The organism is Chryseobacterium aurantiacum (assembly GCF_003020585.1).
GTDB lineage: Bacteria > Bacteroidota > Bacteroidia > Flavobacteriales > Weeksellaceae > Chryseobacterium > Chryseobacterium aurantiacum.
The window spans coordinates 167270-181429 of record NZ_PXUE01000007.1; the positions used below are offsets into that span (position 1 = coordinate 167270).

At 37.6% G+C, this 14160-nt stretch carries 10 protein-coding genes and 1 riboswitch; of the genes, 2 read left to right on the forward strand and 8 right to left on the reverse strand.

Going from position 1 to position 14160, the window contains the following annotated elements:
• Nucleotides 1–97: 97 nt before the first annotated feature.
• From C7D53_RS19365 to C7D53_RS19390, 6 genes are all read right to left on the reverse strand, one after another.
• Nucleotides 98–2200 (reverse strand): prolyl oligopeptidase family serine peptidase, encoded by a 2103-nt coding sequence (locus C7D53_RS19365; RefSeq protein WP_106918045.1) that lies wholly within the window; start codon nucleotides 2198–2200, stop codon nucleotides 98–100.
• Between the two features lie 105 nt (nucleotides 2201–2305).
• Nucleotides 2306–2971: a hypothetical protein gene (locus C7D53_RS19370; protein ID WP_106918046.1), complete on the reverse strand. Its 666-nt coding sequence runs from the start codon at nucleotides 2969–2971 to the stop codon at nucleotides 2306–2308.
• A gap of 85 nt (nucleotides 2972–3056) precedes the next feature.
• The gene (prfA, locus tag C7D53_RS19375; RefSeq protein WP_106918047.1) at nucleotides 3057–4142 is read right to left on the reverse strand and encodes a peptide chain release factor 1; all 1086 of its coding nucleotides are present in this window, start codon (nucleotides 4140–4142) and stop codon (nucleotides 3057–3059) included.
• A gap of 106 nt (nucleotides 4143–4248) precedes the next feature.
• The gene (locus C7D53_RS19380) at nucleotides 4249–5577 is read right to left on the reverse strand and encodes an APC family permease (RefSeq protein ID WP_106918048.1); all 1329 of its coding nucleotides are present in this window, start codon (nucleotides 5575–5577) and stop codon (nucleotides 4249–4251) included.
• A gap of 7 nt (nucleotides 5578–5584) precedes the next feature.
• Nucleotides 5585–8029 (reverse strand): TonB-dependent receptor plug domain-containing protein, encoded by a 2445-nt coding sequence (locus C7D53_RS19385; RefSeq protein ID WP_106918049.1) that lies wholly within the window; start codon nucleotides 8027–8029, stop codon nucleotides 5585–5587.
• Between the two features lie 93 nt (nucleotides 8030–8122).
• Nucleotides 8123–8228, reverse strand: a riboswitch (SAM riboswitch).
• Between the two features lie 171 nt (nucleotides 8229–8399).
• Nucleotides 8400–9452, reverse strand: coding sequence for a T9SS type A sorting domain-containing protein (locus tag C7D53_RS19390; RefSeq protein ID WP_106918050.1), 1053 nt, complete (start codon nucleotides 9450–9452; stop codon nucleotides 8400–8402).
• 145 nt (nucleotides 9453–9597) lie between these two features.
• On the opposite strand from C7D53_RS19390, the gene C7D53_RS19395 reads away from it, so the two are divergent.
• Nucleotides 9598–10458, forward strand: a complete 861-nt coding sequence (locus C7D53_RS19395) for a helix-turn-helix transcriptional regulator (RefSeq protein WP_106918051.1) — start codon at nucleotides 9598–9600, stop codon at nucleotides 10456–10458.
• A 92-nt stretch (nucleotides 10459–10550) separates the two neighbouring features.
• On the opposite strand, the gene C7D53_RS19400 is transcribed toward C7D53_RS19395, so the two are convergent.
• Together C7D53_RS19400 and C7D53_RS19405 are read right to left on the reverse strand one after the other, a co-directional pair.
• The gene (locus C7D53_RS19400) at nucleotides 10551–10835 is read right to left on the reverse strand and encodes a hypothetical protein (RefSeq protein ID WP_185126716.1); all 285 of its coding nucleotides are present in this window, start codon (nucleotides 10833–10835) and stop codon (nucleotides 10551–10553) included.
• A 94-nt stretch (nucleotides 10836–10929) separates the two neighbouring features.
• Entirely contained in the window at nucleotides 10930–12537 is a 1608-nt protein-coding gene (locus C7D53_RS19405) for a fumarate hydratase (RefSeq protein ID WP_106918052.1), read from the reverse strand.
• Between the two features lie 137 nt (nucleotides 12538–12674).
• On the opposite strand from C7D53_RS19405, the gene fumC reads away from it, so the two are divergent.
• The gene (fumC, locus tag C7D53_RS19410) at nucleotides 12675–14069 is read left to right on the forward strand and encodes a class II fumarate hydratase (protein WP_106918053.1); all 1395 of its coding nucleotides are present in this window, start codon (nucleotides 12675–12677) and stop codon (nucleotides 14067–14069) included.
• Nucleotides 14070–14160: the final 91 nt, after the last annotated feature.

Here is a 14160-nt window from a genome sequence, read left to right on the forward strand (position 1 = left end):
TTTAGTGAAAGAAAAAGGCCGGACAAATGCCCGGCCTATATTCAATTTATTGGGTCTGCTCATCTTTTGAGACAAGTCAGATTTTTACCTTTTATAATTAAAGTTTTACGCCCATTTCATACAATGCAAATGACAGAAGGTCTGCATTTTCACCGATTACTTGATCCGTTGCTCTTCCGGCACCGTGACCTGCATTCTTTTCAATTCTTAATAGAATAGGGTTTTTACAAGCCTGTTTTTCCTGAAGTTCTGCTCCAAATTTGAATGAGTGAGCCGGAACTACCCTGTCATCATGATCACTGGTAATGATCATTGTGGATGGATAGCATGTTCCCGCTTTTACGTTGTGTACCGGAGAATATGATTTCAGGTATTCAAACATTTCCTTGCTGTCTTCTGCTGTTCCGTAGTCATAAGACCAACCTGCTCCTGCTGTAAACTTGTTATATCTTAGCATATCCAACACCCCAACCCCAGGAAAAGCAACTCTCGCCAGATCAGGACGTAAAGTCATGGTAGCTCCTACCAATAGACCTCCGTTTGATCTTCCTGAAAGTGCCATATATTCTTTTGAAGTATAGCCCTTGCTTTGCAGGTATTCTCCAGCTGCGATAAAGTCTTCAAAAACGTTTCTTTTCTGCATTTTTGTTCCTGCATCGTGCCATTTTTTACCGTATTCGCCACCACCACGGATGTTTGGAACGGCATAGATCCCGCCATTTTCCATCCAGATCGCATTTACTACTGAGAAGGATGGCTGTAGGCTAATATTGAATCCTCCGTAAGAATATAGAATTGTAGGGTTTTTACCATTAAGCTTAGTCCCTTTTTTATAATTGATCATCATAGGAACCTTTGTTCCGTCTTTTGAAGTATAGAATACCTGCTCAGAAACATAATCATCCGGATTAAATTTCACTTTTGGCTTTTGGTATACTTCTGATTTTCCGGAATCTACATTAAACTTATAGGTAGTTCCCGGCGTGATATAGTTACTGAAAGAATAATAAATATCTTTTTCTTTTTCCTTTCCTCCAAATCCGGAAACGTTCCCTTTCCCAGGAAGGCTGATTTCTCTGATCAATTTTCCTGTTTTGTCAAACTGCTTCACTTTGTCTATTGCATCAACCATATACGTTGCAAAGAAGTATCCTCCTCCTGAAGAGATTCCTAATACGTTTTCCGTTTGTGGAATTACATCTTTCCAGGTTTCAGGAGCCGGATTGCTGATGGTTGTTTTCACAAGACGCATATTCGGAGCATCTTTATCGGTAGAAATGAAAAGATCGTCTCCTTCTGTATCTACAATTCCTGCATTGATGTCAAATCCTTTTACAATCTGTACAAAATCTCCTCCTTTTTTCAGGTCTTTTATGTACAGTTCATTTCCATTGGTTGCATTGGCTGCAGAAACGATCAGGTATCTTTGATCTTCTGAAACGTATGCTCCCAGATATCTTCTTGGAGTTTTTTCACCACCAAAGATCAATTTATCTTCAGACTGTTTTGTTCCCAGCTTGTGAAAGTACACCTTATGCTTATCTGTCATTCCAGAAAGTACGGTTCCTTCTTTCGGCTTGTCATAGCTTGAGTAGTAGAAGCCTTCGTCTCCTTGCCATGAAATTCCACTGAATTTTACATCCAATAAAGTTTCATCAATCTGCTTTTTGGTAATAGCATCAATGATGATAATTTTATTCCAGTCACTTCCTCCCTCAGAAATAGAGTAAGCAGCAAGGTTTCCTTTTTTGTTGAATGAAAGATTAGAAAGTGATGTAGTTCCTTTTTCTGAAAATTTATTCGGATCTAAAAACACTTCTGTAGCTTTGGTTTTATTGCTTGTTCTGTACAAAACAGATTGTGCCTGTAAACCATCATTTTTATAGAAATACGTATAGTCTCCTTCTTTGAATGGAGCTGATATTTTCTCGTAATTCCAAATATCCTTCAGCTGATTTTTTATTTTATCCCTGAAAGGAATCTTTGAAAGATAATTCTGGCTATAAGCTACTTCTTCATCTACCCATTTTTTGGTAGCATCAGAGTCATGTTCCAGATCCCTGAACGGGTCAGAAACAGCAGTTCCAAAATAGGTGTCGGATTGACTTCCCTTTAATGCTTTTGGATAATTCATTGTTTGAGAATAAAAAGATGCTGAAAACAGTACTCCAGCAGTTAATAACATAGGTTTAAAATTCATACTGAACGGTTTTCTCAAAAATACGTAAAGTAAGTGAAATAAAAAAAGCCCTGAAAAATCAGAGCTTTTTTTATTTTAATTGTTTATTAATCAACGTTTCATTGATTAAAAATTATCGAAGTAGAAATCTGTAAGGTTCGTTACAATCTCATCCGGGCTACCATTCCAGTAATATATTTTGTCACCCTCTTTCAATTCATATAAACTAAATTCCTGATCTACAGTTACTGTTTTGTCCGCAGTTTTAAAATCCTGAGTCAATTGTAACAGATATTTTTTCAGCTCATCAGCCTTTATTTTTTTTGGATCTGCTACTGGCTCTGGTGTTATATTCGCGGGTACTTTAAAGCTTACAGAATAGGTTACCTCAGCAATTTTCTGACCTTCAACATATTCATTAGGAACCACCTTTACCTCTTTAATATTAAGTTTTCCATTTCTGAAATTTGCAAATAAGACCCTAAAATAGTCTTCTGCTTCTTTTTTACATGCATTAGCGGCCGCTTTGGGAAATACTGATAAGAAAGCTTCTGCACTGCTTTTTACCACGCTCTCAGAGGTACCTTTAAAATCTACCTCAAAAGCATCTTTACCCTCTACTGTTGGTCTTAGGTAATCATTAAGTTTTAGATGAGTGGATTCATCATTATTCAAAAAGGAACCAAAAAACAGTTCAAAAACCTCTTTAGGTTTCTTTACTTCTGTTTGTGCTGTAAGGTGCTGCCCCATCATGGTAAGGAACAACAGTAAAATAATTTTGTAGTTTTTCATAGTTTATATTTTGTTAATTATGATATGGTTTAAAAAGAAAAGCCCCTGAAAGAATCAGAGGCTTTATTTTTATTTTTAAAAAACTTTAGTAGTTTTCTTCTTCTCCTTTCATTTTTTCTGCATTTTCTGCCATGATTACAGCGTCAATCATTTCAGAAATATCCCCGTTCATATAAGCATCCAGATTATACATGGATTTATTGATTCTGTGATCTGTTACTCTTCCCTGTGGATAGTTGTAGGTTTTGATCTTTGCAGAACGGTCTCCTGTAGAAACCATCGACTTACGTTGTGCAGCAATATCTCCCTGTACTTTTTGTAATTCGATATCATATAGTTTTGTTCTAAGCATTTCCATTGCCAATTCACGGTTTGCTAGCTGAGAACGAGCCTGTTGGCAAACTACTACAAGCCCTGATGGTTTGTGAGTAAGCTGAACTTTAGTTTCAACCTTGTTTACGTTCTGACCACCGGCACCTCCTGAACGTGAAGTCTGCATTTCAATATCTGCAGGATTCAGTTCGAAGTCTACTTCTTCTGCTTCCGGCAGAACTGCAATTGTGATGGCTGAAGTGTGAACTCTCCCTTGAGATTCTGTTTCAGGCACACGTTGTACACGGTGAACCCCTGATTCGAACTTCATGACTCCATAAACACCTTCTCCTTCTACTTTCATGATCAATTCCTTGTAGCCTTTTGCTGCTTCATTGGAATCTGTCACTTCATGTCTCCATCCTTTAGTTTTGAAGTACATGGTGTACATTCTGTAAACATCTTCCACAAAGATAGCTGCTTCATCACCTCCGGTTCCGGCACGTAGTTCTACGATAACGTTTTTATCATCTGCAGGATCTTTAGGAATCAAAAGAACTTTAAGCTCTTCTTCAAGGCCTGGAATTTTAGATTGTGCATCCAGCTTTTCTTCTTTTGCCAAATCTACCAGATCTCTGTCTGATCCGTCAGCAATGATTTCATCAGATTCTTGGATACTGTCTAAAGCACCTTTGTACTGGTCATAAACTCTAACAATTTTTCCCAAATCACTATATTCTTTGTTCAAAGAAGAATATCTTTTTTGGTCTGAAATAACATCAGGCTGTATAATAAGGTCTGCAACCTCATTATATCTTTGTTTTATAGCTTCTAATTTTGGAATTAATGATTTAGACATTGTGGGATTTTTGTGGGTGCAAAGATAAGAATTATTAATTCAAAATTAAAGTATAAATTTTTGAGCAGTAGGGTAAAAGTCTAAAAAAGGGAATTTATGAATGAGCTTATTCACTTTTAGTGTTATTAATTTCTTCTTTATTTCCTTTTGAAAGCTTTCTGTCTATTAAATATAAAACAATACCTACCGCTATAATGGCCAGGCCAATCAGGCTTTCTTTTGGATTATGGATAAATGTAAAATAGAGAATGTATACACTGAACAGCAAGAAAACAGTTGGAAAAATATAAAAGGCATTAGATTTAAAGATTTTTCGGTCTTTCTTTTTAAGGAAATATACCGTAGAAATTGCCAGACTTGCAAACAGCTGAAGAATAAATGCCGTATAAACGAAGATCTCTTTAAAGCTTCCTGTTAAAATAATAACGGTAGCAATCACAGCGTGGGCAAAAATAGCTCTTACCGGAATTCCTTTTTTATTCCCCGCGGCAAGAGGTTTCCAAAGGTAAGTATCTTTTGCAAAGGCCTGTGTAAGCCTTGATCCTACCCATAAGTAACCGCTGATGGTTGCAATAAGCTGTAATGCAATAAAAATATTGACAATCTTCCCAAAGGAAAGCCCCAGCATATTAACCGCAGCCTCTCCCATTACATCTTCTTTTCCTGCTAACTGGCTTATGGGCGCATGTTTCAGCATAATATAATTGACAAGAATATAGCTTACTGTCACAAATAAGGTTCCTATGATCAAGGACTTAGGAAGACTTTTTTGAACATCTTTTATTTCTCCGGCAATATAAGAAGCAGAGTTCCATCCGGTATAGGAATAGGTAACAAAAACCAACGAAGTTGCAAAGGCAGGAAGCATAATTTCATTTTGCCAGCTGTCACTAAAATTCAGGCTGTTTCCTATCTGAGGTGATTCTGAAAGCCCAACTCCCAAAATAACCAGTACAATAATAAAGGCTATTTTAATAAAAGTAAAAAAATTATGGAATCGGCTTGAGGTCTTTAAGCTGAATGACAAGGTAATGGCTACCAGAAAAATGGCTGCAATGGCAAAAGTGTTTCCAAAGGAAAAATCAAATACGGAAAGGTATTTCGACATTGCCAATGCTGCCAGCGCAACAGGTGAGGAAAACCCTATGATCAGGGAAATCCAGCTTATTAAATATCCGAATAAAGGATGATAAGTTTCTTTAAGATAGATAAAATCTCCACCGTTTCCCTTAAAATGGGATCCTAATTCTGCATAACAGAAGGCTCCGAATAAAGCGAGAATTCCTCCAATAATCCATAACAGAAAAATACTGTAGGTATTAGTAATATCGGAGAGTTGAAATCCCAAAGTGGTAAAGATCCCTGTTCCTATCATATTGGAAACGACGATGGCTGCAGCTGTTTTCCAGCCGATCTGATGTGAGGCAGTACTCATTTAATGATTAAAAGTTAAAATTAAGTCTTCCGAAGAAATAGCTTCCCAATGTTCCCATTTGTACCGGCGCATATTTGAATACTCCATAATATGAATTTTTATAGACCTGAAGATCAGGAAAGACGTCCAATACATTATTAGCCCCTACGGTAAAGTTGATATTTTTTGTGATATCATATCCCACACTAACATCGGTAACTACCTTTGGGGAAAATTCCTGAACTTCTCCAAAAGGGAAACCATCTCTTATTACTTTACCAAAGTAGGTATTTCTCACGAGAAAATTAAATTTTCCTATTCCGTAGTTCAAACCTAATGAAGCTTTGGTCTTTGGGGAAAGCGTTTCAATAATGTTGATCTGATCCGGCCCGAAGTATTGATCTCTCGGGGTGTTAATATTTTCTGGAAAATGAAAATCTGTAATTTTTGTTTCTGTATAATTTCCGGCAAGGTTGATATTAAGATTTCCTCCTCCCAATTTCCAATCATAAGAAACCACAACATCTACCCCTTTGGTTTCTGTATCTATGGCATTGGCAAAAAAGCGTCCGCTTTCTACCTCGTTTCCTTTCCCTACTACATTGGGATCAGATAGTATTGGATCTGTAATATTCCCTGTAATAACGATTCGGTCTTTTACTTTAATGATATACCCATCTACGGTAATGAATAGTCCTTTTGCTGGCTTTAATGTAAATCCTGCGCTTCCGTTAACTGAGGTTTCCTGCTTCAAGCGGTCAAAATTAAGAACTTCAGCTGCTTTACTGTCATTATTAAAAATTCCTTTGGTAACAATCTTCAAGCCGGTGGGAGAAATGTCTGCATAGGAATTGTTAAAATACTGCTGTTGAAGTGATGGCGCCCTAAACCCTGTTCCCACAGCCGCTCTTACGGCATAATTCTTCACAAACTCATACCTTATTGCCAGTTTTCCGTTCAAGCTATTTCCAAAGTCTGAATAGTTTTCAAATCTTGCCGCAACATCAATATTTAATTTTTTGTCTAAATCATATGAAAAATCACCATACACCGCCGTTGAATGTCTGTCTTTTTTCAATACATTACGTGGAGAAAAGCCAATAAAAGACTGCGAACCTCCCACTCCGCTTACCGTAGATCCGTCCGAAGCAATGTTGCCATTGGTGTCATATTGTGCATAAGAAGCTTCATCTCCGGCCTTAATCTGGTACTGCTCAAATCTGAATTCTCCACCAAAGGCTATATTGAAATTCTTTATACTTTTAGAGACATCCAGATTAATGGTATTTTGCAAAAAGCTATGGGCTCCTGCATAAAAACGGGTAGGTGATTTTGCTCCTAAAGAAGCGTTATTGGTATTACTAATGTTATAGTTGAACGTATTATTTCCAAATGTATTACTCAGATCAAGCATCCAATTGTTGACGTTATATTTTGCTCCTACAGCATAGGAAACATCATAGATCTGAGATCCCAATACCGCCTGAAAACCATTGGGATAAATGGATGAAACAACATTTGATGTTTCGCTGGGAAGTCTTCTGAAACCATACCCTTTCCCTTCTTTTACACTAAAGCCTCCAAATGAATACAGTTTAAATTGATCATTCAAAGGATATTCTGAGTTAAAGAAAAGCTGCCCTTGTCGGATTTGTGCATCTCCGATTTGAAAATTGAAATCATCTCGTGTTAGCCCCCTCTCTCTAATGATGGCATCGTCTTTTTCCCGTGCAACATCTGGATTATCAGCAAATTCATAAGCAAAATTGCTTCCAAAAATATCAAGGTCATGATTTTGAGTTCTTGTTGTTTTCCCTCTATGGCTTAACTGTAATGAGAGATTCACAAAACCATCATTTTTCCCCAGAGCCGCACCATAGTTAACTCCGGCCTGATAGGTATCTCCATCATTTCTTCCACTTAATCCATAGGTTAAGCTTGCTGAAGCTCCGGTATTTTTTTTAAGGATGATATTGATAACCCCCGCAATGGCATCTGAACCATATTGTGCTGCAGCACCATCTCTTAAAACTTCAATTTTTTCAATGGCGATGATAGGAATGGTGCCTAAGTCTGTTCCCACAGAACCATTCCCAACTGTATTCTGGTAGTTCACCAAAGAGGTGGTATGTCTTCTTTTTCCGTTAAGCAATACCAAAACCTGATCCGGCCCCATCCCTCGTAAGGTTACGGGATCAATATGCTCTGTACCATCAGAAGCAGACTGTCTTACGGAATTAAAGGATGGAATAACATAATTCAGGAGATCCTGAGCTGTCATTTGCGGTGATGATTTTTGAATTTTATCTATATTGATAACATCTACGGGAACCGGAGTTTCCAGTTTTGTTCTTTTAGCACCTCGGTTTCCTACGATAATAATATCTTCAATTTGTTTTCCTTTATCTTCCTGCTCCTGAGCTCCAACTAAAATTGTCCCAAGCAGTACTACAGCTATACTTAGTTTTTTCATCTTTATTCTTGCCAATTAATACTATTTCTCCACAGAACATTCTGCAGATACACAAGACTTCAAGAAATGGAATTCATATAAGAATATTGACTTCACTTATCTCCCCCATCGGGTTGGAATTAGCACCTTTACACTTCTGGAATTGTGTCGGTTGCTAAGGTTTCTTTGGGCCAAATCCCTCCACCTTTCTTGATAAATCTACTGCAAAGGTAGAGTAATTTTTTAAATATCCAAAAAAAGGCCCACATCGCCTGGTAAGAAAAAAGACCCATGAAAAATTTCATGAGCCTTTCAATAAAAGTAATTGTAATGAACTATTTTGTATGTAACGAGAATTCTAAAGACTATTGATTTTAATCCTAAAAAAATATTATTTCTTCATGATTTTTTTAAAGACTGATTGACCGTTTTTTAATTTTAATTCAATCATATATAATCCTTGCGAAAGTCCGTTCATATTGATTTGACTATCTGAAAACAATACTGCAACTCTTTGCCCTACAGCATTTATAACCTTTACTTCCTCAATTTTGGAATCAGCCTTTACCATAAGAATTCCATTGGTAGGATTGGGATAGACTTCGGTAGTGGAACGATTAGTTTTAGTTTCTGAAGTACCTAATCCAGCAGTTGTTTTAATGCATCTTACTGATGCTCCCTGCCACCTTGGTGAACCCGCTGCTGCATTGGTAACTGTGGCCCCTATATATAAATATTTCGCACCTGTTCCTGTAGCAGTAGAGCTCCAAAAATAGCCTCTTTGTCCTACAAATGTAAAGCCTCCCTCTGAACCTCTAAATCCTCCCATCGGTAATTTCAGACTTCCTTCAAAAGCTTTTGTAGGATTAGTAATCCCTTCAATAGGGAGAATATTGGCCCAGTCACTCTGTGTAGGCAATCTCCATTCCGGGCCTATTGCCTTACAAGGATCAATACCAACGGTCTCTGATACATCTGCTGAGCCGGATCCTGTCCATTTATCACCGCCTCCATTTGTATCCCACCAAGCAGGAGTACCGGTAATATAAGAATTTATTCCCTGTAGACCTTTTGGGTTATTCACAGAGGGAGATGATGTTGTAGCTGAATTTCTCAATTGATGTCCGTCATCCCATCTTCCCCATTGAAAAAGATCTCCATAGGCTTCTGCATCATTTATTGCATTGGCAACTCTTGAGCTTCCAAGGTTTTGTCGAAGCCAAACTTTTCCGTCTCCACCACGTACTGTAGTATAAGTTACGGGCTGTCCCTGATATGTAAATGAAACACAGCCCACATCTCCGGTATTACTTCCGGGATCTCCATTATTACAGCTCTGGGGAGCTCCTGTACCCTGTTGTGCATATAGTGTGCTTCCTGCCATGAGTATTAATATTATTCCTACTCCCAGTTTTCTTACTGCAAAATATAAACCTCCAATCATAAATATTATTTTTAATTATTCTAAATTTAATTTAATTTTGCGCAAAAGTACTCCTCGTAATTAATTCCGGGTTATCATTTCCCAATTTTTAGTTATCCTATTGAGGATTTGCTTTAAGTTGTACCGTAACCGTAAATTTTCTTGTATGAGAAGTGAAATAGTGTTCAAATCCGATAACATCGAGATTGTAATACAGGAAGCCCCCGATTCTGAAAGGATTTCGAGATCATCTATTCATGAGGATCAATCTAGCTTTAATCTTCTTTTTTTGCTAAGTCCGAATATCCATCTGAAAGCTCATGACTGTGGTACTTCATTATTGTTCAAAAAAAACCAATACATCCTTCATTACTCATCCCGGGAAAGTAATGCAGAGCTATGGACTGATGATCCTGAAAGTTTAAAATATTTACACATTCATCTCAACTATAGGTATGTTTCAAACCTGATTCACTCTGAATCCAATGAAGAAGGGGCAGAAATTCTGAAAAGTATGATTCATAATAATTTTGTTTTCCTCCAGAAGGCAACTCCTCCGAATATGACGGTTGAAATGCATATGATACTTAAAGAAATATTAAGCTATTCTAAAAAAGGAGTGATGCAGAAATTATTTATTGAAGCTAAAATCATCAAGCTTTTGATTCTTATTTTTGAACAATTCAATGAAAAAAATATATTGGAATCAACATCCAAGAATCCTGAAATGGTCAAAAAGTTTATTGATGAAAATTACCATCGAAATATAAAGGCAGAAGAAATTGGAAAGTTCATGGGAGTTAACCAAAATATGATCAGAAAGGAATTTAAGGCAGAATATCATACTACCATTTCACATTATATTTCGGAGCTTAGAATGCTGAGGGCGAAAAAATTAATCACTGACAAGGAGATGATGATTAAGGAAATCGCCATTGAGTGTGGCTATGAGTATATCCAGAACTTTACCCGTGCATTTAAAAAGAAGTTCGGAGTATCTCCGGAACATCTGAGACATAATAAATAGAAAAACCGCCTAAAAAATTAAGCGGTTTATATATGTTGTTTTGCTTTGATATTACTTTTTCAGAATTAAGGTGAAAAAGCAATGACAATCAATTAATGATGATGTCCGTGATCGTGAATGAAAGGTCCGTTTCCTTTAGGCTGGCTGTAGATTACCTCTACCCCTTCCTGCTCAGAAACAAGTTTTCTTCTGATATCTTCAGGATCGAAAGGCTTCACTTTTCCGAAGTACTCTTTCAAACCTTCAGTTAGCCACATTGGGATTACTAATCCGAAGAACATAAAAATACACCAGAACCCCACTAAGAACATAGTAATGAAGAATACAGTCCATAGGAACTGGTAAAACGGCCAAAATGCTGATAAAATCGTTATCATATCTCTTAAAGATTTTAGGCAAAAATAGAACTTTTTTCCTTTTTACACAAAAGATAGAGGCTCTATTTTCTAATTTATTTTAATTTTAAACTAATTAGTGGGCAAGATTAGCAAAGAAATCATTTCCTTTATCATCGGTAATGATGAATGCAGGGAAGTCTTTTACCTCAATTTTTCTTACGGCCTCCATCCCCAATTCCGGGAAGTCTACTACATCTACAGACACAATATTGTCTTTTGCAAGAATAGCAGCCGGTCCTCCAATTGATCCAAGATAGAAACCTCCGTACTTGTTACAAGCATCAGCAACGTCCTTACTTCTGTTTCCTTTCGCCAGCATAATCATGCTTCCTCCGTGGCTTTGGAACTCATCAACGTACACATCCATTCTTCCTGCTGTAGTAGGCCCAAAACTTCCTGAAGCCATACCCTCTGGTGTTTTTGCCGGTCCTGCATAGTAGATTGGGTGATTTTTGAAATATTCCGGCATTGGTTTACCGCTATCAATAATTTCCTTGATCTTAGCGTGAGCAATATCTCTTGCTACGATCAATGTTCCGTTTAGTTTTAATCTTGTTTTGATTGGGTATTTTGAAAGTTCAGCCAAAATCTCAGGCATTGGCTTATTCAGGTTAACCTCAACAGCTTCTTCCAAATGTGGTGGTGTAGCCGGCAAGAATCTCTTTGGATCTTGTTCCAATTGCTCAAGGAAAATTCCTTCTTTTGTAATTTTTCCTTTGATATTTCTGTCTGCTGAACAAGAAACACCCATTCCTACTGGACAAGAAGCAGCATGTCTTGGAAGTCTGATTACTCTTACGTCATGAGTAAGGTATTTTCCTCCAAATTGCGCTCCGATGGCACTTTCCTGACAGATTTTCTGAACTTTAGCTTCCCATTCAAGATCTCTGAATGCCTGACCGGCTTCATTTCCTTCTGTAGGAAGATTATCATAATATTTTGCTGAAGCCTTTTTCACTGCAGCAAGATTAGCTTCTGCTGATGTACCTCCGATCACCAATGCTAAGTGATATGGCGGACAAGCTGCAGTTCCTAAATCTGAAATTTTCTCTTTGATAAATTCTTCAAGAGATTTTTCATTCAATAAAGATTTTGTCTTTTGGTATAGGAATGTTTTATTCGCAGAACCTCCCCCTTTTGTTAAGAAAAGGAATTCATAGTAATCTCCTTTTTTAGCATAAATATCGATCTGTGCCGGAAGGTTTGATCCTGAGTTCTTTTCGTCAAACATTGTTAAAGGTACTACCTGAGAGTATCTTAGATTTCTTTTCTGGTAGGTATTAAAGATCCCACGGCTTAAGAATTCACCATCATCCACTCCGGTGTATACGTTTTCACCTTTCTTACCCATTACAATAGCTGTTCCGGTATCCTGACAAGAAGGAAGAGCTCCTTCTGCGGCTACGGCAGCATTCTGTAGTAGGTTGTAGGCAACAAATCTGTCGTTATCTGTAGCTTCAGGATCATCAATAATTCTTTTAAGGCTTTCCAAGTGGGAAGAACGCAACATAAAGGAAACGTCTGCCATAGCTTCTTCAGCCAATAATTCCAATCCTTTTGGGTCAACTGTCAAAATTTCTCTGTCACCCAGTTTTTCAACCTTTACATAATCTGATGTAAGCTTTTTATACACCGTATCATCCTTCTGAATCGGATACGGATCCTGATATCTAAAATCCATTCAATTTTTTGTTTGTACAAAAATACGGCTCCTCTTAAAAAATATGAGCAAAATCAGTCATTTAGATTGATATTTATAATGATTATAAATTGTGAATTTCTACGGTTATCAGTAACTTTATAAAAATTTCAATCACAATGAATTACAGAATAGAAAAAGACACCATGGGAGAGGTGCAGGTACCTGCAGATAAACTTTGGGGAGCACAAACAGAACGTTCAAGAAACAATTTTAAAATTGGCCCTGAGGGATCAATGCCTCATGAAATTATTGAGGCTTTTGCCTATCTAAAAAAAGCGGCGGCCTATACCAATGCTGATTTGGGTGTACTTTCACCTGAAAAAAGAGATATGATCGCCAAGGTTTGTGATGAAATCCTTGAGGGAAAACTCAATGATCAGTTTCCTTTGGTGATCTGGCAGACAGGTTCGGGAACACAATCCAACATGAATGTAAATGAGGTTGTTTCCAACAGAGCACACGTTAATAATGGCGGAACATTAGGTGACAAATCTGAAATTCACCCCAATGATGATGTCAACAAATCTCAGTCATCCAATGACACCTATCCTACAGCAATGCATATTGCAGCCTACAAGAAAGTAGTAGAGGCAACCATTCCTGCGGTTGAAAAGTTAAAAAATACCCTTTCAGAAAAATCAAAAGCGTTCAAGGATGTGGTAAAAATCGGAAGAACCCACCTTATGGATGCAACTCCGCTTACATTAGGCCAGGAGTTTTCGGGTTATGTGGCTCAATTGGAGTTTGGTTTAAGAGCTTTAAGAAACACCCTACCACACCTTGCTGAACTTGCTCTTGGAGGAACGGCTGTAGGCACAGGATTGAATACCCCAAATGGGTATGATGTAAAGGTTGCTGAATATATTGCCCAATTTACCAGTCACCCGTTCATCACAGCTGAAAATAAATTTGAGGCATTGGCAGCGCATGACGCCATTGTGGAAAGCCACGGTGCTTTAAAGCAGCTTGCTGTTTCTCTATTTAAAATTGCTCAGGATGTAAGGTTATTGGCATCGGGGCCACGTTCCGGGATCGGGGAAATTCATATTCCTGAGAATGAGCCGGGATCTTCCATTATGCCCGGAAAAGTAAATCCTACTCAAAATGAGGCCTTAACAATGGTTTGTGCTCAGGTTTTGGGGAATGATACAACCATTTCATTTGCAGGCACTCAGGGTAATTACGAATTGAATGTTTTCAAACCGGTAATTGCTTATAACTTCCTGCAATCCGCACAACTGATTGCTGATGCATGTATTTCATTTAACGATCACTGTGCAGTAGGCATTGAACCAAACCATGAGAGAATTAAAGAACTTGTTGACAAATCCTTAATGCTTGTAACAGCTTTAAATCCTCACATTGGATATGAAAATGCTGCAAAAATTGCAAAGACAGCCCATAAAAATGGTACAACGCTAAAAGAGGAAGCCATCAATCTGGGTCTTTTAACAGCTGAGCAATTCGATGAATGGGTAAAACCTGAAGATATGGTCGGTAGTTTAAAATAATTTTAGAATATAGATTAAATAGTAGAAAGCCCTGGAAATTCCGGGGCTTTTTATATCATTTAAATCGAGATAAAAGGAATTGATAGAACCT

Excerpts from the sequence above, each read along its gene's own strand:
- C7D53_RS19365 (WP_106918045.1), bottom strand. The coding sequence starts at position 2,200 with ATGAATTTTAAACCTATGTTATTAACTGCTGGAGTACTGTTTTCAGCA.
- C7D53_RS19370 (WP_106918046.1), bottom strand. The coding sequence starts at position 2,971 with ATGAAAAACTACAAAATTATTTTACTGTTGTTCCTTACCATGATGGGG.
- prfA (WP_106918047.1), bottom strand. The coding sequence starts at position 4,142 with ATGTCTAAATCATTAATTCCAAAATTAGAAGCTATAAAACAAAGATAT.
- C7D53_RS19380 (WP_106918048.1), bottom strand. The coding sequence starts at position 5,577 with ATGAGTACTGCCTCACATCAGATCGGCTGGAAAACAGCTGCAGCCATC.
- C7D53_RS19385 (WP_106918049.1), bottom strand. The coding sequence starts at position 8,029 with ATGAAAAAACTAAGTATAGCTGTAGTACTGCTTGGGACAATTTTAGTT.
- C7D53_RS19390 (WP_106918050.1), bottom strand. The coding sequence starts at position 9,452 with ATGATTGGAGGTTTATATTTTGCAGTAAGAAAACTGGGAGTAGGAATA.
- C7D53_RS19395 (WP_106918051.1), top strand. The coding sequence starts at position 9,598 with ATGAGAAGTGAAATAGTGTTCAAATCCGATAACATCGAGATTGTAATA.
- C7D53_RS19400 (WP_185126716.1), bottom strand. The coding sequence starts at position 10,835 with ATGATAACGATTTTATCAGCATTTTGGCCGTTTTACCAGTTCCTATGG.
- C7D53_RS19405 (WP_106918052.1), bottom strand. The coding sequence starts at position 12,537 with ATGGATTTTAGATATCAGGATCCGTATCCGATTCAGAAGGATGATACG.
- fumC (WP_106918053.1), top strand. The coding sequence starts at position 12,675 with ATGAATTACAGAATAGAAAAAGACACCATGGGAGAGGTGCAGGTACCT.